The 19,986-nt window shown below is 35.5% G+C and carries 17 protein-coding genes; 14 read left to right on the forward strand and 3 right to left on the reverse strand.

Annotation, left to right across the window (positions count from 1 at the left end; translation table 11 throughout):
• Positions 1 to 96 precede the first annotated feature (96 nt).
• From hemA to RQM59_RS11060, 14 genes are all read left to right on the forward strand, one after another.
• Entirely contained in the window at positions 97 to 1,338 is a 1,242-nt protein-coding gene (gene hemA / locus RQM59_RS10995) for a glutamyl-tRNA reductase (protein ID WP_349242160.1), read from the forward strand.
• Positions 1,339 to 1,345: 7 nt separating this feature from the next.
• On the forward strand, positions 1,346 to 2,935 hold the full coding sequence (gene hemC, locus RQM59_RS11000; protein WP_349242161.1) for a hydroxymethylbilane synthase: 1,590 nt from the start codon (positions 1,346 to 1,348) through the stop codon (positions 2,933 to 2,935).
• Positions 2,925 to 3,899, forward strand: a complete 975-nt coding sequence (gene hemB, locus RQM59_RS11005) for a porphobilinogen synthase (protein WP_349242162.1) — start codon at positions 2,925 to 2,927, stop codon at positions 3,897 to 3,899. Before hemC ends, hemB begins: the two co-directional genes overlap by 11 nt.
• Complete coding sequence (locus RQM59_RS11010; protein ID WP_349242163.1) at positions 3,899 to 4,321, forward strand: VOC family protein; 423 nt, start codon at positions 3,899 to 3,901, stop codon at positions 4,319 to 4,321. Before hemB ends, RQM59_RS11010 begins: the two co-directional genes overlap by 1 nt.
• 13 nt (positions 4,322 to 4,334) lie before the next feature.
• The gene (hemL, locus tag RQM59_RS11015; protein WP_349242164.1) at positions 4,335 to 5,630 is read left to right on the forward strand and encodes a glutamate-1-semialdehyde 2,1-aminomutase; all 1,296 of its coding nucleotides are present in this window, start codon (positions 4,335 to 4,337) and stop codon (positions 5,628 to 5,630) included.
• 83 nt (positions 5,631 to 5,713) lie between these two features.
• Positions 5,714 to 6,739, forward strand: a complete 1,026-nt coding sequence (gene hemE / locus RQM59_RS11020; protein WP_349242165.1) for a uroporphyrinogen decarboxylase — start codon at positions 5,714 to 5,716, stop codon at positions 6,737 to 6,739.
• Positions 6,732 to 7,487, forward strand: a complete 756-nt coding sequence (locus RQM59_RS11025; protein WP_349242166.1) for an EI24 domain-containing protein — start codon at positions 6,732 to 6,734, stop codon at positions 7,485 to 7,487. The genes hemE and RQM59_RS11025 overlap by 8 nt, the downstream gene beginning before the upstream one ends.
• On the forward strand, positions 7,480 to 8,010 hold the full coding sequence (locus tag RQM59_RS11030; RefSeq protein WP_349242167.1) for a GNAT family N-acetyltransferase: 531 nt from the start codon (positions 7,480 to 7,482) through the stop codon (positions 8,008 to 8,010). Before RQM59_RS11025 ends, RQM59_RS11030 begins: the two co-directional genes overlap by 8 nt.
• Positions 8,011 to 8,012: 2 nt before the next feature.
• Complete coding sequence (locus RQM59_RS11035; RefSeq protein ID WP_349242168.1) at positions 8,013 to 8,357, forward strand: 5-carboxymethyl-2-hydroxymuconate Delta-isomerase; 345 nt, start codon at positions 8,013 to 8,015, stop codon at positions 8,355 to 8,357.
• A 6-nt stretch (positions 8,358 to 8,363) separates the two neighbouring features.
• Positions 8,364 to 9,266, forward strand: a complete 903-nt coding sequence (gene hemF / locus RQM59_RS11040) for an oxygen-dependent coproporphyrinogen oxidase (protein WP_349242169.1) — start codon at positions 8,364 to 8,366, stop codon at positions 9,264 to 9,266.
• A 184-nt stretch (positions 9,267 to 9,450) separates the two neighbouring features.
• Positions 9,451 to 10,761 (forward strand): dihydrolipoamide acetyltransferase family protein, encoded by a 1,311-nt coding sequence (locus tag RQM59_RS11045; RefSeq protein ID WP_349242170.1) that lies wholly within the window; start codon positions 9,451 to 9,453, stop codon positions 10,759 to 10,761.
• Between the two features lie 99 nt (positions 10,762 to 10,860).
• The gene (locus RQM59_RS11050) at positions 10,861 to 14,457 is read left to right on the forward strand and encodes a TraB/GumN family protein (protein WP_349242171.1); all 3,597 of its coding nucleotides are present in this window, start codon (positions 10,861 to 10,863) and stop codon (positions 14,455 to 14,457) included.
• Positions 14,458 to 14,519: 62 nt separating this feature from the next.
• Complete coding sequence (locus tag RQM59_RS11055; protein WP_349242172.1) at positions 14,520 to 15,269, forward strand: hypothetical protein; 750 nt, start codon at positions 14,520 to 14,522, stop codon at positions 15,267 to 15,269.
• 20 nt (positions 15,270 to 15,289) lie between these two features.
• Positions 15,290 to 16,027: a DUF6263 family protein gene (locus RQM59_RS11060; protein ID WP_349242173.1), complete on the forward strand. Its 738-nt coding sequence runs from the start codon at positions 15,290 to 15,292 to the stop codon at positions 16,025 to 16,027.
• Positions 16,028 to 16,096: 69 nt separating this feature from the next.
• Here RQM59_RS11060 and RQM59_RS11065 read toward each other — a convergent pair whose 3' ends face one another.
• From RQM59_RS11065 to RQM59_RS11075, 3 genes are all read right to left on the reverse strand, one after another.
• On the reverse strand, positions 16,097 to 17,719 hold the full coding sequence (locus RQM59_RS11065; protein ID WP_349242174.1) for a pyruvate dehydrogenase complex dihydrolipoamide acetyltransferase: 1,623 nt from the start codon (positions 17,717 to 17,719) through the stop codon (positions 16,097 to 16,099).
• A gap of 3 nt (positions 17,720 to 17,722) precedes the next feature.
• Positions 17,723 to 18,712, reverse strand: coding sequence for a pyruvate dehydrogenase (acetyl-transferring) E1 component subunit alpha (gene pdhA / locus RQM59_RS11070; protein ID WP_349242175.1), 990 nt, complete (start codon positions 18,710 to 18,712; stop codon positions 17,723 to 17,725).
• Positions 18,713 to 18,843: 131 nt separating this feature from the next.
• A complete protein-coding gene (locus RQM59_RS11075) occupies positions 18,844 to 19,509 on the reverse strand; it encodes a hypothetical protein (RefSeq protein ID WP_349242176.1) in 666 nt (221 codons plus the stop codon).
• Between the last annotated feature and the right edge of the window lie 477 nt (positions 19,510 to 19,986).

A 19,986-nucleotide genomic window follows, 5' to 3' on the forward strand; every position in this document is an offset into this window, starting at 1 on the left:
AATGCATCTAAAAAACATATAACGATATAAAAAGTACTTTGAGCGACATTTTTATCTTGCTTAAGTTATTACTTTTGACATGCTTTTAGGAAATATATGCCATTAGAAGATTTTCATTTCAATTTATACAATATAGGTGTTAGCTATAAAAAAGCTGATGCACATACCAGAGGAAAGTATAGTCTTACCAAAGATAGTCAAGTAGCTTTATTACAAGAAGCAAAGTCTTTAGGTTTGGAAGGAGTATTGGTCTTATCTACTTGTAATAGAACAGAGATTACTGGTTTTGCACAACACCCGTATCAGTTGATTGAGTTGTTATGTAAATATTCAGATGGAGATGTCGAAGAATTTGCCAGAATATCTAATGTGTACAAGAATAAAGATGCAGTAAACCATCTTTTTAGAATAAGTTCAGGGTTAGAAAGCCAGATCTTAGGAGATTACGAGATTGTAGGACAATTGAAATTAGCATTTAAACAAGCAAAGCTTGTCGAAACTTCCAATGCATATTTGGAAAGACTAATGAACTTGGTCTTTCAAGCAAGTAAAAAAGTAAAGAATCAAACGAAATTGAGCTCGGGTACAACGTCAGTTTCTTATGCTGCAGTTCAGTATATGGTAAACAATCTGCCAGATTATAATTCCAAAAACATTTTGGTTTTTGGTTTGGGTAAGATGGGGAAACATACCTGCAAGAATTTGGCTGAATATACCAGGAACAAATCAGTAACATTGATCAATAGGACAGAGGAAAAAGCGACTGCTTTTGTAAAAGAGCACCCATCTATCTGTAAATCTACTATTGAAAACCTAAAAGAAGAAGTTCAAAAAGCGGATGTGCTGATCGTTTCTACAGGATCTGATAAACCAACCATTACCAAAGATCATGTAAGTACTGATCAAGAATTATTGATTTTGGATTTGTCTATGCCAGAAAATGTAGATACTTCCATTAAGGAGTTTCAGGGTGTTACACTAGTGAATGTAGATCAACTCTCAAAAATCACTGATGAGACCTTAGCACTTCGTCAAAAAGAGATTCCACTGGCTGAAGCCATAATAGAAATGCATAAACAAGAGTTTAACGAGTGGTTAAATCACCGGAAATTAACTCCAGCAATTAATGCATTAAAAGAATCTTTGGAAGCAATTAAAAAAGATGAAATCAATTTTCACAAAAAGAAAATCGATGGATTTGATGAAGATCAAGCAGAATTGTTAACTTCGAGGTTTATTCAAAAAATAACTACACAATTTGTAAAGCATCTAAAGGAAGAAGAAACAGCTGTAAATCAAAGTATACAGGTGATGTCCAAAGTCTTTGGATCTAACTAAATAATCGATGCAAAAAATCATCAAAATAGGAACTCGCGACAGCCAGTTAGCGATGTGGCAGGCTAGAAAAGTTCAAAAGCTATTAGAAGAATTAGAATACCAGAGTGAAATTATACCTATTAAATCTACAGGAGATTTAGTACTTAATAAACCTATTTATGAAATAGGAATCACAGGTGTTTTTACTAGGAATTTAGACATAGCCTTATTAAACAACGAAATTGATATAGCGGTGCACTCTATGAAGGATGTGCCCACAGTGTTGCCGGAAGGAATTATACAAGCGGCTGTTTTAAGAAGGGCCAATTACAGCGATATTCTTGTGTTAAAGGATACCGAAGAGTTTTTTGCGCAAAAAGAAGCGACCATTGCTACAGGTAGTTTACGCAGAAAAGCACAGTGGTTAGACAGATATCCAACACATACTGTTGTAGATTTAAGAGGTAATGTAAACACGCGTTTGCAAAAACTAGAAGATAATGAGTGGAATGGCGCCGTGTTTGCAGCTGCTGGCTTAGAAAGATTGGGGAAGCGACCAAAGGGAGCTGTAAATCTTTCTTGGATGATTCCTGCGCCTGCTCAAGGTGCTATCATGGTAACTTCTTTAGATGAGGATGATTATGTAAAAGATGCATGCGAACAATTAAATCATAAAGAGACAGATATTTGTACCAAGATCGAGCGGGAATTTTTAAATCGCTTAGAGGGCGGATGTACAGCACCAATTGGAGCACTGGCCTATATCGATGAAAAGACGGAGGAAATCAATTTCAAGGGAATTTTATTAAGTAAAGATGGTTCAAAGAAGATTCAAGTAGCGAAAAATGCTCCTGTAAACCGACACAGATACTTAGCAAAAGATTGTGCTGATTATATTATTAATAGAGGAGGAAAGCAATTGATGTTAGACGATATGGATGGTGATGTCGAAAAGAAAACAGCTGTGTATTCTACGAAGTCACTTTCAGAAAGTCAAACCAAACTGTTTCATGAAGATATAGCATCTGAGAGCAGTGATTTTATTAAAATACGCTTTAATAGAATCGCCCCGAAAGTCGTAAAGAATGAGATTGAAAATGTAATTATTACTAGTAAAAATGGTGTAGAATCTATACTAAACAGTTTTACGAAAGATGAATTGCATTTTAAAAATATCTATTGTGTAGGAAGAAGAACCAAGAAACTGATAGAGAAAAGAATTGGAACGGTAAAGCACTCAGAAAAGAACGCTCAGAAACTTGCGGAATACTTGTCAGGTCAAATTAAGGGGCAATCCGTTACTTATTTTTGTAGTGATCTAAGGTTAGATACCTTGCCAACAGTTTTAACAGAAAATGGTATAGAAGTGAAGGAAATTGAAGCGTATAAGACCATGTATAGTCCAGCAACGGTTGCTGATAAAGTAGATGGAGTGCTGTTTTACAGTCCGTCTACGGTAGAAAGTTATATTCAGGAGAATGTATCCGATAAGATTGCGTTTTGTATTGGAGAATCTACCGCGAGAGAAGCTAGAAAACACTTTGAAAAAGTTGAAGTGGCACAAGTGCCCACTGTGGAAAGTGTTATAGAATTAGTAAATCTTCATTATGTACAATAGAACAAGAAGACTAAGAGCATCGCAGGGGATTCGAAGACTGGTGCAGGAAACAAAGCTTTCTGTAGACGATCTGATCTACCCTTTGTTTATAGAAGAAGGAACGCAGATTGAAACTGAAATTCCGTCGATGCCTGGAATCAAAAGATACTCATTAGATACCATTTCAAAGGAGCTAGATGAGGTTGTTGAATTAAATATCCCAGCAGTATTACTATTTGGAATACCATCTAAAAAAGATGATGAAGGTACTGAGACCTGGAATGATCAAGGGATCATGCAACAAGCTATTCGATTCATTAAGAAGAACTACCCAGATCTATACGTGATTACTGATGTTTGCTTTTGTGAATATACATCTCACGGTCATTGTGGAATCATTCATGACAATGATGTAGATAATGATGCTACATTAATGAATATAGCCAAGCAAGTTGTATCTCATGCCAAAGCAGGAGTAGATATGGTGGCGCCATCAGGAATGATGGATGGAACTATACAGGTAATTAGAGAAGCACTCGATAATACAGGGTTTGTTAATTTACCCGTCATGGCGTATTCAGTAAAGTATGCATCAGCATTTTATGGACCATTTAGAGATGCGGCTGATTCAGCTCCGACATTTGGGGATAGAAGAACTTATCAAATGGATCCAGCAAACCGAGATGAGGGAATGAGAGAAGCAACTTTTGATGATCAAGAAGGCGCAGATATATTGATGGTAAAACCAGCATTATCTTATTTAGATATTATTCGCGATCTAAAAAATGGCTTTGATAGACCGATAGCTTGCTATAATGTTAGTGGCGAATATGCCATGATCAAAGCAGCAGCAGAGAAAGGTTGGATTGATGGAGAACGTGTAATGATGGAAAGCTTGTTATCTATGAAAAGAGCAGGGGCAGATATCATCATTACGTATTTTGCAAAAGAGGTTGCAAGAATCTTATCGAATAACACGAACTAATGAAGCAGTCCATCGTACATATCGCATTAGTAGTGAAAGATTATGATGAGGCTATTGAATTTTATACTAAAAAATTAAACTTCGATGTAGTTGAAGATACCTATCAACCAGAACAAGATAAAAGATGGGTGGTGGTGGCTCCGCCCAATTCAACTGGGACGACTATTTTATTAGCTAAAGCATCAAAAGAAGAGCAAAAGAACTTCATTGGAAATCAAGCCGGAGGAAGAGTATTTCTATTTTTAAATACCGATGACTTCTGGAGGGATTATAATAATATGGTCGCAAATAACATTGAATTTGTTAGAGCACCTAAAGAAGCTGAATATGGAACAGTAGCCGTTTTTAAAGACTTATATGGAAATCTTTGGGATCTGTTACAATTAAGATCAGATCACCCAATATCAAAAAGAAACAACTAATTGTTATACAAAAATGAATTTTAAAAAATCTCAAAAGCTATATACAAAAGGACTAAAAAACTTAGTAGGAGCAGTAAATTCTCCAGTAAGAGCGTTCGCCTCCGTGGGAGGAAATCCTTTGTTTATTAAGAGAGCAAAGGGGTCAACAATTATTGATGTAGATAATAATAGATATGTTGATCTAGTATTATCCTACGGACCAATGATCTTAGGACATCGGCATAAAAAAGTGCAACGTGCTATTAATAAAGCATTGAAGAATGGTTATTCTTTTGGAGCATCTACTCAGAATGAGATCAAATTGGCTAAAATAGTGTGTGATGCTTTTCCTAGTATGGATAAAGTACGATTTGTGAATTCTGGTACAGAAGCGGTGTTAAGCGGAATTCGATTAGCACGTGCATTTACTGGAAAAGACAAGATTATTAAGTTTTCAGGATGTTATCATGGGCATCAAGATGCCTTATTGGTGGCTGCAGGTTCAGGCCTAGCTACTTTGAGTTTACCAGGAAGTAAGGGAGTTCCAGAGGGAGCAGTAAAAAATACATTGATCGCTACATATAACGATCTAGATAGTGTAAAGAGACATTTTGAAGAGCACGATGATATTGCGGGTGTGATTATAGAACCTGTAGGAGGAAATATGGGGGTGGTTATTCCGCAAAATAATTTCTTAAAAGAGCTAAAGGTATTTCTAGAGTCGAAAGACGCATTGTTAATTGCGGATGAGGTAATGACCGGGTTCCGTTCCAAGTTTGGAGGAGCTCAAGAGTTATTTGATGTTGAAGCTGATATTACGTGTCTAGGTAAAGTAATTGGAGGTGGTTTTCCTGTGGGAGCCTATGGTGCAAGAAATGAGATTATGGAAATGGTGGCACCTTTAGGAGGAATGTATCAAGCGGGAACGTTAAGTGGGAACCCTATTGCCATGGCAGGAGGAATTTCAACTTTAACCGAATTAAAGAGGCAAGATCCCTATCAGCAATTTGAAGAAGTTGGGAAACAAATAGAAACCATACTTTTAGCAGCAGCTGAAAAATATAATGTGGATCTGACAGTAAATAGATTTGGTTCCATGTTGAATCCATTCTTTACTAATGTAAAGGTTACCAATTTTGAAGAAGCACAAAGTTCTGATACAGAGAAGTTCGGAGTGTTTTTCTGGGAGATGATAAAAAACGGGGTGTTCTTACCACCGTCTCAGTTTGAGGCGTGGTTCTTGTCATCTGCTATCACAGAGGAAGATCTTGCTAAGATCGAGAAAGCCGTGAATAAAGCAATGGAAAAAGTTGCAGAAATAAAAAATTAAAACCGTCATTCCGAACGAAGTGAAGGAATCTGTTAAATGAGATTGTCACGTCACTAACGCTCCTTACAATGACAACAAACGATATGATAAAAAACGATTTATTTTTAAGAGCCCTAAAAGGGGAAACAGTAGATAGACCACCTGTGTGGATGATGCGTCAGGCTGGAAGATATTTGCCTGAATTTATGGAGATTAAAAAGAAGTACGATTTCTTTACGCGCTGCAGAACTCCAGAGCTTGCTTCGGAGATTACGGTGCAACCAATTCGTAGATATGGAATGGATGCTGCAATCTTATTCTCAGATATTTTAGTCATTCCACAAGCGATGAATATAGAAGTGGAAATGAAACCAGATTTTGGACCTTATTTGCCAAATCCTGTTCGTGATCAAAAAGGAGTAGACAATGTAATTGTTCCTGATGTTCATGTAGAATTGGATTATGTGTATCAAGCTATTAAAGCGACCAAAGAAAAATTGAATGATGAAATACCTTTGATTGGCTTTGCGGGTTCTCCTTGGACGATCTTATGTTATTGTGTGCAAGGTCAGGGATCAAAAAACTTCGACAAAGCGAAACAGTTTTGTTTTACAAATCCGGTTGCTGCACATCAATTATTACAAAAGATTACAGATACAACAATTGCATATTTAAAAGCAAAAGTTGCAGCGGGAGTGAATGCCGTTCAGGTATTTGATTCTTGGGGAGGAATGTTGTCTCCAACCGATTATCAGGAGTTTTCATGGCAATATATCAATCAGATCATTGAGGCTTTAAAAGACGATGCCCCTGTAATAGCTTTTGGAAAAGGGTGTTGGTTTGCCTTAAACGAAATGTCAAAATCTAATGCTGCTGCTTTAGGTGTGGATTGGACATGCTCCCCACGAAACGCTAGATATTTATCGGGTGGAAATATTACGTTACAAGGGAACTTTGACCCTACAAGACTATTTTCTCCGCCAGCAGAGATTAAAAAGATGGTGCATCAAATGATCAATGAGTTTGGAAAAGATAGATATATTGTAAATTTAGGTCACGGAATTTTACCAAACATACCCACCGATAATGCGAAAGCATTTATTGATGCTGTGAAAGAATACCATGTTTAACAATATCATAAAAGGATTACAAGCGTACCCAAGAGCATTGACCTTATTGTCAACATTAAAGCTTTGGAAATATTTTGTGATTCCAATTGTGATAAGTGTAGTAGTAGCAATTGCAGTAGCCTTTGCCGCTTATGGATGGTCTGATAATGTAGGAGCCATCATAGCTAAAATTTGGATATGGGAATGGGGTAAAGAAACATTTATCACGATTGGAACGTTTTTAGGTGGATTGATTATTCTTGTAATAGGCTTGATTCTCTATAAACATATTATTATGGCTTTATCAGCGCCATTTATGAGTCCAGTTTCAGAAAAAATAGAAGCACATTTACGAGGGGCCACCACAGTGAGAAAAAGCGAAGCCTCTTTTCAAACATTGCTTTGGCGAGGGATTAGAATTAATTTGAGAAACCTAATTAAAGAACTGCTATTGACACTACCTTTGCTGCTCCTAAAATTTATCCCAGGCGTTAACATTTTTTCTGCGGCATTGCTGTTTTTATTACAGGCGTATTATGCAGGTTTTGGTAATATGGACTATACCTTAGAACGCTATTATATGTTTAATGATAGTGTTCGTTTTGTACAGAAAAATAGAGGTGTAGCCATAGGAAATGGAATCGGGTTTTTACTACTCTTATTGATTCCTGTGATAGGAATAATTTTAGTGTTACCTTTATCCGTAACGGCTTCTACGATCAGTACAGTAGAAGTGTTGGACCCTAATATGGTTAGCAAAAATGATTAGCTTAAAAACGATAGACATACTGCCAGTGGAAGTAGAAGATGCATGGAAAGTATGTAATTTTGCCGTAGCGAATGAACATCGAATGAAGCGATATTTTCCGATTACATTAGAGCAAAACCTAACGCCAGATCTATCCAGACGTTTTACAACGCTAAAATCAAAAGAGTTTGCCAATAATGAAGAATACCTGTTTGTAGCAAAACCAAAGGATGGTAAATCTATTGTAGCGTTGGTATATATTAAAGAATTAGATTGGGATAAAAAACAAGGGGAGTTTGCCTATTGCGTAGATTATAATTGGGAAGGAAAGGGGATTACAACTCAAATGGTTCGAGCATTGTCAAATTATGCATTCCAACAGTTAGATTTGGAAGTGCTCCAAATTATTGTACATAAGGAGAATACAGGAAGTGTTCGAGTTGCAGAGAAATGTAATTTTATATGGCAACGAACATTAAAGAACGAATATACACCTCCAGGAGAATCACCTCTAGATATGGAGTTGTATGAATTATATAAGTAAATATGCCACATTTTATTTTAGATTGTACAGAGTCAATCTTAAAAATACAAGAACCTAAGAAGGTTATCCAAGAAGTTTTTGAAACCGCTTTTTCAACAGGGCTTTTTGAGCGAAATGATATTAAGGTACGATTAAATCCTTTTAAATATTCACTCGTACAAGGAGGAGATTCAGATTTTGTCCATGTCTTTGGCAATATTATGGAAGGAAGAACCAAAGAACAAAAGGCTGAACTTTCAAAAAGGATTGTGTCAAAGCTAAACGAGTTATTTCCTAATGTACCCATAATTTCGATCAACATTAGAGATTTTGAAAAGAGTTCCTATTGTAATAAAACAATGATATAGAAAGGTATGAAAGAGCAGTTTTATCAATATATTTTAAACCTACAAGATACTATCACAACGAAGCTTGAAGAAGTAGATGGTGTGGCCAAATTTCAAGAGGATCTTTGGAAACGAAAAGAAGGTGGAGGTGGAAGGACCAGAGTGATTGAAAATGGCGCTATTTTTGAAAAAGGAGGTGTTAATATCTCGGCGGTACATGGAGAGCTACCTGAACTTTTACGAAAGCAATTTGGAGTGGAAGAAGGCAATTTTTTCGCTTGCGGATTAAGTTTGGTCTTACACCCTAAAAATCCATTTATTCCTACGGTACATGCAAACTGGCGCTACTTTGAAATGTATAATACAGCAGGCGAAATTGTTACACAATGGTTTGGCGGAGGTCAGGATTTGACGCCTTATTATTTGTTTGAAGAAGATGCCGTTCATTTTCATAAAGTATGTAAAAAAGCTTGTGACGCACATAATGCGTCATTTTATCCAACATTTAAAGAAACCTGCGATCAATACTTTTGGAATGCACATAGAAATGAGGCAAGAGGGGTGGGAGGTTTGTTTTTTGATTATTTAAAAGAAACGAATAGCTTCTCTATACAAGATCGATATGATTTTGTAACTCAAGTTGGAGGTAGTTTTTTAGACAGCTATGTGCCGATTGTTGAAAGGAGAAGAAACATCGAATATGAGCAAGTACATAAAGATTGGCAGGAAGTACGAAGAGGTCGCTATGTAGAGTTCAATTTAGTACATGATAGAGGAACCTTATTTGGGTTAAAAACAAATGGCAGGATAGAAAGTATCTTAATGAGTCTGCCTCCAACGGTTCAGTGGAAGTATGATCATCATCCTAAAAAAAACTCGGAGGAAGCGAAGCTTTTAGACATACTTGCTAATCCTAGACAGTGGGTGTAGTTAATTGTTGAATTGCTAAAAAAAGATCGAATTACGCGTGTAAATTAATTGTAAATCTAATAATTACCTGATTTATTACGAATACTTCAATAAAATTTGATTTCATCAAAGGTAAATCTGATGAAAAAAATCAGGAATAGTCGCGATATTTTCGTATTTTCGCAGTCCATAAAAAATACAATCAATGGCTAGATTTGAACTTAAATTGCCTAAAATGGGCGAGAGTGTTGCAGAAGCAACCATTACTAGTTGGTTAAAGGAAGTAGGAGAAACAATTGAGATGGATGAAGCAGTTGTAGAAATTGCAACAGATAAAGTTGACTCTGAAGTACCAAGTGAAGTAGAGGGAACACTTGTTGAAATCTTGTTCGATAAAGACGCTGTTGTTGAAGTTGGACAAACAATTGCCGTAATAGAAACTGAAGGCGGAGAAGTCGCAACGAGCGCTGCTGCACCTAAACAAGAAGTTGCAAAAGAAATTATAGCAGTTGAAAAAACAGTAGAGGAAGCAAAAGAAACAGTTGCTACACCAATAAGTAAGACTTCTGAATCCGGAAAGTTCTTTTCGCCTCTAGTTAGAAATATAGCGCAAACAGAAGGAATTTCTATGGAGGAGTTAGACGCTCTTGCAGGAACAGGAAAAGATGGTAGAGTTACAAAGAACGATATTTTAACATACATAGAAAATAGAGGTACAGCTCCAGCACCTGCCAAAGTAGAAACTCCGAAGGCCGCTCCTGCACCAAAGGCACCTGTTTCAAAAGCAACACCTGTATCTGTAAATGGAGGAGACGAGATTATTGAAATGTCTAGAATGGGTAAATTGATTGCCAAGCATATGGTAGATTCTGTTCAAACATCTGCACACGTTCAATCATTTATAGAAATTGATGTTACGAATATTGTAAAATGGAGAGGTAAAGTAAAGGATGCATTTTTTGCAAGAGAAGGTGAGAAATTAACATTTACGCCTATTCTTATGCAAGCAGTTGCATCGACCATTAAGAAATTCCCAATGATCAATATTGCGTTGCAGGGTGATAGTATCGTAAAGAGAAAGAACATTAACCTTGGGATGGCTGCTGCCTTACCAGATGGAAATTTAATTGTTCCTGTTATAAAGAACGCTGATCAATTGAATTTGGTGGGGATGACCAAACAAGTAAATGATTTAGCTACTAGAGCTAGAGGAAATCAATTAAAGCCAGACGAGATTCAAGATGGTACCTACACGGTAACGAATGTAGGAAGTTTTGGCTCAGTAATGGGAACTCCAATTATTAACCAACCTCAGGTGGCTATTTTAGCATTAGGAGCGATTAGAAAAGTACCAGCCGTTATTGAAACTTCTGAAGGAGATTTCATCGGTATCAGACAAAAAATGTTTGTCTCTCATTCTTATGATCATAGAGTAGTGAATGGAGCTTTAGGAGGGATGTTTATTAAAACGTTGAAAGAAACATTAGAAGCTTGGGATGTAAACCAGGATTTTTAGAATTTTTACACATATATTAACAAGAGCGCTCGGTATTTCCGAGCGTTTTTTGTATTATTACTTTTCAAATTCTTATCTTTATTTTCCAAAAAAATTAATATGATTAAGAAACTTTTTACACTTGCACTTTTAAGTGCGATTAGCATTACTGTAGCTCAAGAAAAAAATAGCCTGCTCTGGAAAATTTCTGGAAATGGCCTTCAGAAAGATTCCTACTTGTTTGGAACCATGCACGTGAGCGAAAAAATAGCCTTTCATCTTGATGATATCTTCTTCGAGTCTATAATGAAATCTGACTTCGTTGCCTTAGAATCGGACCCAGATCTGTGGTTGGATAATATTTTTGATGAGAATGAAATCTATGGACAGTTTAGTATGTTCAATTCTACAAGGGGTAATAATTTTTACAATGCGCCTTTCGAATTGAAGGAACCGAAGCAACAAGAGGTCATGTTTTTTATATCTCGGGATGACTTACTTTTGAACGGAGTCTTGTATCGTACGACGCAGATGAAACAGAATTTTCAAGAAGAGACCTATTTGGATATGTTTATATATCAAACTGGAAGAAAATTTGGAAAAAAGATCTATAGTCTTGAGGATATAAAAAGGTCTTCTTATTTAGTAAAAAAGGCATCTGGTGACCCGATGAAAGAGAAGCCAGACTTATGGTTACAAAAAAGGTTCAAAGAAGAGAATTTTTATCAGATGATGAACAATGCCTATCGAGATAGAAACATCGTCTTATTAGATTCCCTGAACTCTGGTATGTACAACAAAAGCTACTTAGAGAACATGTTGTATATCAGAAATGAAGAAATGGCTGATAATATTGACAAGATCGTTCGTAAAGGAAGTTTGTTCTCTGCCATAGGAGCTGCACATCTGGCTGGCGAGAAAGGCGTGATTAATATGCTACGAGAAAGAGGATACACGGTGACTCCTCTTTTATCTGAAGAAACGGAAAAAGGGAAAGCTATTAAGACATCTATTGAAGAAAAAATAATTGATACAAAATATTTACCTCAAACATCTTCAGACGGTTTTTTTACCGCAAATGTGCCTAATAAACTATATGAGCTTACGATCTTAAATAATACCTCTTATTTGTGTCCTGATCTCGCAAATGGTTCTTTTGTTAGTATAACCCGGATCAATACATTTGATCATCTACATCAAGGAAAAGAGAATGCCATAGATTTTGATAAGATATTGATAGAATCGATTCCCGGAGAAATCATCTCGAAAGAAACTATAGAAAAGCAAGGTTTTAAGGGCCTTGATATTTTAAACAAAACGAAGACCGGAAATTTTCAGAGATATCAAATATTCTTTACGCCTATAGAAATGCTTATATTTAAAATGGGGGGTAAAAAAGAGTTTGTAAAGGATTTTGGTGCTCAGTTTTTTGATTCAATAACATTCAACAATATTGGTTATGAATTGATAAAAGTACGCCCAACTCATGAAGGATTCGAAGTGGAAGTTCCGAAATATCATACGTTCACAAACAAGGAAAATTATGGGAGCAGATTACTACAATCTGTAGACAAGGACGGGAACTATTACTTTGTTAAGGAAGTTATTCTGAATGATGTTAGTTATATAGAAGAGGATAGTTTTGAATTGGAGAGAATACAGGAACGGTTTTACAAGAATTTAGAGCTAGATTATGATGGAGGGAAATTTGGTGACCATAAGAAAAGTTTTATGAGTAGAGCCAAGCTTAAAACAAAAGAGGCTCAGTATTTACATCTAAAAACATACACAAAAGCTGGACATTATTATTTGCTAGGATATCTTAGCATGGATGAAGAACCGAATATGCGTTTCTTCAATTCGTTCAAGTCAAAAGGGTTTACATATAGAGAAGCGGATTTTCAAATTCAAAAAGACACATCCTTGTACTTTTCTGTGCGATCTACGGCAAAACCTACTTTTCGAAATTACTACACGAAGTATGACAAGAAAAAGCATAAAAAATACAAATCTTTTACGCGAAGAGCATCATACATAAGTAAGGCAAATGAAGAGATTTTTGTTAAACTGAATAAAAAACACGATTTCACGAGTTATGCAAATATAGATTCACTTTGGAGTGATGTAACCTATAAAAAATGGTATAATAGATATCGATCGAGTCAAGTAAAATTGCCAAGTCGTTTATACAGCTTTTTGGGAAAAAGAGGATTTAAAGTCTTCAACAAAGAGAAAGGGAAAGATAAGAATGGCTTCCAGTATTATTCGTATTTACTTAAAGATACATTGAGTAGTAAGGCAGTGATGGTAAAGAACATACTCTCTAACGGTGCCATATATGAACTCAAAACATTAATTGACACAACACAGAGCCTGAGTAGTTTTGTAGAGCGTTTTTACGAAACCTTTACGCCTAAAGATACAGTAATAGGGACTTCATTGTTTGAGGATAAAACAGATGCGTTTTTTAAAGCTTTAAAAAATAAAGATAGTATTGCTCTTGATGGATACAGTTATGTGAATTTTGATAAACATGATGCGAAAGACATTATGAAAGTGATTCGTAACTATGAGTTTGAAGATGACCAGTTAAAGATCAAGGAGCATTTGATTAAGAAGTTAGGAAGTTTTAAGAATAGAAAAGCACAAAGTTTCTTGGAAAACCTATATACAAAGTCCTTCGAGAATCCTTATAATCAACTAGCAATTTTAAAAAGCTTAGGAGATAAACGCACGCTAAGTTCATATCAAAAATTACTTAGTCTATTGGAATCGGATATACCGCTAACCTCGAGTAATTATGACGTGTCTAGCTTGATAAATAAATTAGGAGATTCCTTAGAGTTATCTAAAAACCTTTTTCCGGATCTATTAACCTATGCAACGATTGATGAGTACAAAGAGCCGATTTATGAAATGCTGTCGGATGTTTTAAAGAAAGGTCTTATCAAACCCGTAGAATATACAGGGTTTAAAAAACAAATCTTGACGGAAGCAAAGATTGAATTAAAAAGACAATTGAGTAAAAAAATAAAGAACGGTACAGCGAGTGCCGCGAGATATAGTAGATATAATAACAATGGTTATTCAGAAGGTAATTTGCTGAATATCTATTTGAAATTGCTATTCCCGTTTAGAAAAGATAAAAACGTACAAAACTTTTTATCGAACCTTAAATTAACAGATAACTACTATGTTAAAAGTACATATATAACGCTTAAACTAGAGAATAAAGAGAAATATGATAAAAAGATAGTCGAAGATCTTTGTTCAGAGATAAATAGTAGAGGTGTACTTTATAAAAAGCTGCATAAGATTGGGAGAACTGATATATTTCCGAAGAAGTATCGAACCAAAGATGAAATATATAAGGCGATCCTATTTAAGGATAAGGAGACTAAAAAATTAAAAGATAGCCTGGTATTTCTTCAGAGAAAGGAATTTAAAAAAGGAGAAGAAACCTTTGAGGTGTTTTTCTTTAAAACAAAGCCGCATGCAAATTCAAATAGTTACAATAAAGATTGGAAGCTGGCATATATCTGCTTTAAAAAGAACGGTGATGAGATCTTAGTGGATTACTATCACAAAGCGGCGAGTGAAGAACTAGATGAAACAAAACCAATTGAAGAGGTATTGGATATTAATGTGGAAAAAATAAGATTAAAAGGGAGAGAACGTGTTAATTTATCCACAAATAATAGAAGAGGCTTCTTCTAAAGAAAGGTATCGACAAAATGTATGCGTATATTCGCAAAGTATAAATAAATATAAAGAGTAAAATGAAGAAATTATTGATGATAGCATTCTTGGTAATCTCGAATGTAGTGTGTACAGGACAAGAATCGGTTGTATTAAAGTACAATTATAAGAAAGGAGATAAATATGTTATGCAAATGTCTTTTAAGCAAAATATGGGAATTGCTGGAGGAATGAATTTAAGTATGAAAGCGAATATAAATGTTGTGGAGAGTTCTAAAGAGACTTTTAAGTTAGCAAATAAGATTAAAAAAGTAAGTGCTGATGTATCACAGGGAGGTAAAACAATGCACTACGATTCTGATATGAAAGATAGTGAGTTAGATGATGAGGGTAAAAAGATGAAAGCACAATTTGCATCGGCTTTAAAGGCTATCTCATATACTACCTTTAACAATCGAGGGAAAATACTAAGTGTAAAGGTTGAGCCTAAGATTCCAGGAGCAAATCAAGCTTCCAATCAAAGTTTAATGACCTATAGTGTGTTTCCAAAGGAAGCGGTAAAAGTAGGTTCTACATGGACCAATGAACAAGATATCCAAGGAATGAAACTTACCATCATCTATACGGTAACAAAGATTACAGCTAAATCAGTTGAGACATCGCTTTCTGGTAATATCAATGTAATGGGTGTTGCAGGAAAAATTACTGGAGATGCATCCTTTAGTAGAAAAACAGGAAATACCGATTCTATGAAAATGGATACAAGTATTAGCATGCAAGGTATGACCATGAGCATGGGAACCTCAGCTACCATAAAAAAAGTAAACTAATTAATTATAAAACCTAGAAAATGAAAAAATTAATGATCATAGCGTTCCTGACAGTATCGAATGTTATATGTGTAGCGCAAGAATCTGTATTACTTAGATATAAGATGAAGAAAGGCGAGAAATATCAATTGACCATGACCATGAAGCAAGATATGGGAGCGACTGGTGGAATGAATATGAAATTTAAGTTTAACTCAAGTATTGGAGAGGTAAATAAAGGTTCTTATGTGTCGGAAACAAAGGTTAAAGCCCTAAGTATGGATATGTTGCAAGGGGGTAACGTTATGAGTTACGATTCTACAAAAAGTGATGACGAGTTGGATATGATGGGGAAACAAATGAAAGCTCAGTTTGCACCGTTTTTTAAAGCTACCATCTACACAACAACCAGTAGTAGAGGAAAAGTAACAAATACTGAAATCAAGCCAAATACACCTGCATTAAATCAGTTTAAGGATCAGAACAATAGTATAGAGTATCCTGAAGAAAAGGTAAAGGTAGGGTCAACTTGGTCTGATGAGAATGAGAATCAAGGAATGAAAATGAAAACCATTTATACGGTGAGTAAGATTACAAAAGATAAAGTATTAATAGATGTTACTGGTAATGTTTCGGGTCTAGGAACTGGAAAAATTACAGGTAAGGTGGTTGTTGAAAGAGCGAGTGGAATTCCTAGTAGTTCTGAGATTAATGTTAATGTAAATGCTGGTGGAGCTGAAGTTAAGATTTCGACAAAGGCAATTATGAAGAAAATATAGATAGTATAGCACAATACTAAAAAAGCCTCGAGATTCTCGAGGCTTTTTTTATATGATCAACTTAAAAAACTAGGCTAACATCGTAACTGGATTCTCTAAGTATGTTCTTAATGTTTGTAAGAATTGAGCGCCTGTAGCACCATCTACTGTTCTGTGGTCGCATGCTAAGGTGACTTTCATAGTATTTCCAACCACAATTTGCCCATCCTTAACTACAGGTTTTTCTTCAATAGCGCCTACAGATAAAATTGCAGAATTTGGTTGATTGATAATAGAGGTAAACTCTTGAATACCAAACATACCTAAGTTAGAGATCGTAAATGTACTACCTTCCATCTCATTCGGAGCGATTTTTTTGTTTCTAGCTTTTCCAGCCAAATCTCTTACAGTACTTCCAATTTGCGTTAAGCTCATTTGATCTGTAAACTTTAGTACAGGAACTAATAATCCATCTTCTACAGCAACGGCTACGCCAACATGAATATGCTGATTATATCTGGTAGTATCTCCATTCCAGGTCGTATTCACTTGCGGATGCTTTTTTAACGCCATAGCACATGCTTTTACCACCATATCATTAAAAGATACCTTGGTGTCTGGGATGGCATTAATAGTCTTACGAGAAGCCATTGCATTGCTCATGTCCAATTCTATAGTCAAATAGTAATGAGGTGCAGTAAACTTAGATTCTCCTAAGCGTTTCGCAATCACTTTACGCATTTGCGAATTTTTCACTTCTTCAAAACCTTCCTCACCAGCAGGAGCAAAAGTTGCAACTGGAGCTGGACTAGAGGCTGTTGTTGGCGAAGCTGTTTGAGCCGGTTGAATTACAGTTGGCGTATAACTTTCTACATCCTTCTTTACAATTCTTCCATTCTCTCCAGAACCTTTTAAATCTGCTAAATTGATGCCTTTATCTTTGGCAATCTTTTTGGCTAATGGAGAAGCAAAAATTCTTCCTCCATTAGAAGTCGAACTACTCTCGAAAGCAGGAGCTTCCGTAACTTCCTTTTTAGGAGTTTCCTCAACTATTGCTTCAGAACTACTTTCTGAGGATAGTGTTCCGTTTTCATGTGCGGCTACAAGGCCAGAAACATCTGTTCCTTTTGGTCCCACAATAGCTAACAAGCTATCTACAGGAGCACTACCTCCTTCATCAACACCAATATGTAGCAATGTACCTTCATAAAAAGATTCAAATTCCATAGTAGCTTTGTCAGTTTCTATTTCGGCAAGTATATCTCCCTCTTCAATTGCATCTCCTACCTTTTTCAACCAGGAAGCAACGGTTCCTTCTTCCATGGTATCACTTAATCGTGGCATAGAAATTACTTCAACGCCGTCAGGAATAGAAACATTAGATGTTTCTTCCTTTTTCGGTTCTTCTTTAGTCGCTTCAGTGGTTACCTCTTTGGTAGCAGCTTCTCCATTTAACAACCCTGAAATATCTTCACCTTTTTCACCAATAATGGCTAATAACGTATCAACTGGAGAGGTTTCTCCTTCTTGAACACCAATATGTAATAAGGTACCTTCGTGAAAAGATTCGAACTCCATGGTTGCCTTATCCGTTTCAATCTCAGCAAGAATATCACCTTCTTCAATACTATCACCAACTTGTTTTAACCATTTTGCCACAACACCTTCTTCCATGGTGTCGCTCAATCTTGGCATATTAATAATTTCCGCCATAATTTATTTGATAAAAGGATAATCTTCTTGTTCGTATACCATGTCATGTAATTGATTTAACTCTGGATATGGAGAATCTTCAGCAAATTGCTCACACTCTTTAACTAAATCTTTTACTTCTTGATTTGTTGCTTCGATTTCTTTATCGGTAGCATATTTCTTTTCCTTAATAATATCTAATACTTGTGTAATAGGGTCAATTTTTTTGTATTCTTCGACTTCGTCTTTCGTTCTATAGTGCTGTGCATCCGACATAGAATGTCCTCTATAACGATAGGTCTTCATTTCTAAGAATGTAGGTCCGTCGCCACGTCTTGCTCTTTGAATTGCTTCATCAACAGCTTCGGCTACCTTTACAGGATTCATTCCATCTACTGGTCCACATGGCATTTCATATCCCAAACCTAATTTCCAAATATCAGTATGATTAGCTGTCCTTTCTACAGAAGTCCCCATGGCATATCCATTGTTTTCAACAATAAATACAACTGGTAATTTCCATAACATGGCCATATTAAATGTTTCGTGTAAAGAACCTTGTCTTGCAGCACCATCACCAAAATATGTTAATGTAACACCATCACTTCCCTTGTATTTATCTGCAAACGCAAGCCCTGCTCCTAAAGGAATCTGACCTCCTACAATTCCATGACCACCATAAAATCCAAACTCTTTAGAAAAAATATGCATAGATCCACCCATACCTTTAGAGGTACCAGTAGCTTTTCCATACAGTTCTGCCATGACTTTTTTGGGATCTTCACCCATACCTATAGGTTGAACGTGATTTCTGTAAGCAGTAATCATTTTGTCCTTAGATAGATCCATAGCGTGCAATGCACCTGCCAATACAGCTTCTTGTCCATTATATAAATGCAAGAAACCTCTTACTTTTTGTTGGATATACACCGAAGCTAATTTATCTTCGAACTTACGCCAGAACAGCATGTCCTTATACCAATTAAGATATGTTTGTTTTGTGACTTTCTTCATTCTAATAGTTTGTTTGTAATTCTTTCTTATAACGCAAATACGTACAAAAAATTCTAAACAAAAATAGTTGTTTTATATAGAATAAAAAAGATTGGGTGATGTAATTTAAAGATAACGATTTCGTAAATCTTTTATTTATCTTTTGCTATTAAAAGTGTTGCTTTAGCGCCCGTTGCAAGATTCCACTCATTGGAAGAAATTAAATTACCTGAATCGTCATATACTTTAAATCCGGCAGTATTTGGTCCAGACGTTCCTTGATTTAACGCTTTAAATGCAACTTTGTTAATTCCTTTTTGTAATGGAATTGTAAATACCTGATAGGATCTTCTTAATGTAATATTGTACACAACAGGTACATCATTGACTAATATCGTTACGCGATCTCCATCAGGATACTGGAAATCACGACAAATAATTTTTATACTTTTTGATTGCGTTCTAAAACTACCTAGGTCTTGATCGATCTTGGGATATTGCCCGTTAATTTTTTTGAAGGATTTTAAAAAGCGTTCTTCTGCAATCTTGGCTTTAGATAGAATTCCTTTTTCTTTAAGTTCTCGTTCGCGTTTCTTTTTAGCATCCTCCTTTTTAGCTTTATCGTACGCTTTTTTAAACCCGCTAGTTTTATCCTTAGATTCTAAAACAGTAGGCTTTTTAATTTCTTTACTCGGTACAGCAGAAATACTTTTTTTTGTGCCTTTTTTGATCTTACCCTTAGAATCGTCTACCTGTGCATTCATAGCAAGGCCTAAACACAAAAAAATAAGTAAAATATAATACGATTTTTTATTCATCTTCAAATAATACATACTAGACATAACTTTAACAAATATAATGCCGATATCATATAAAGTCGTTTATATAGTGTTAAAACTTTCACTGCAAGCACATTTAAATTGTTAAAAAAAGCATATGTCATCATTAAAAAATAGAAGGCGTATACGTAATAACACGTAGATGGCAAAATCGATATTGTTGTACTATTGTTCAGTTATTTAACGCTAAGTTTTAAAGTAAAGGGCATGGAAAAAAAAAGTTACTTTTTCTTTTTTTGAGAAACTACTTACTCTCAAGAGTTTTATTCAATTGGCACTTTCGAAATAAGATTTTACGAATAACAACTGGATTGCTGATAAAGCAATTTAATTGATTGCTCCCTGAAATAGAGCTGATAAAATCAGCATATAAAGTGTACTAATATTTTCCCTAAAAATGGCATAAATATGAGCTCACTTACCAAAGATGAATGGTTTTTAAACCTACTTAAAAAA

It is taken from the genome of Asprobacillus argus (assembly GCF_032248395.1).
In the GTDB taxonomy this organism is placed as follows: domain Bacteria; phylum Bacteroidota; class Bacteroidia; order Flavobacteriales; family Flavobacteriaceae; genus Polaribacter; species Polaribacter argus.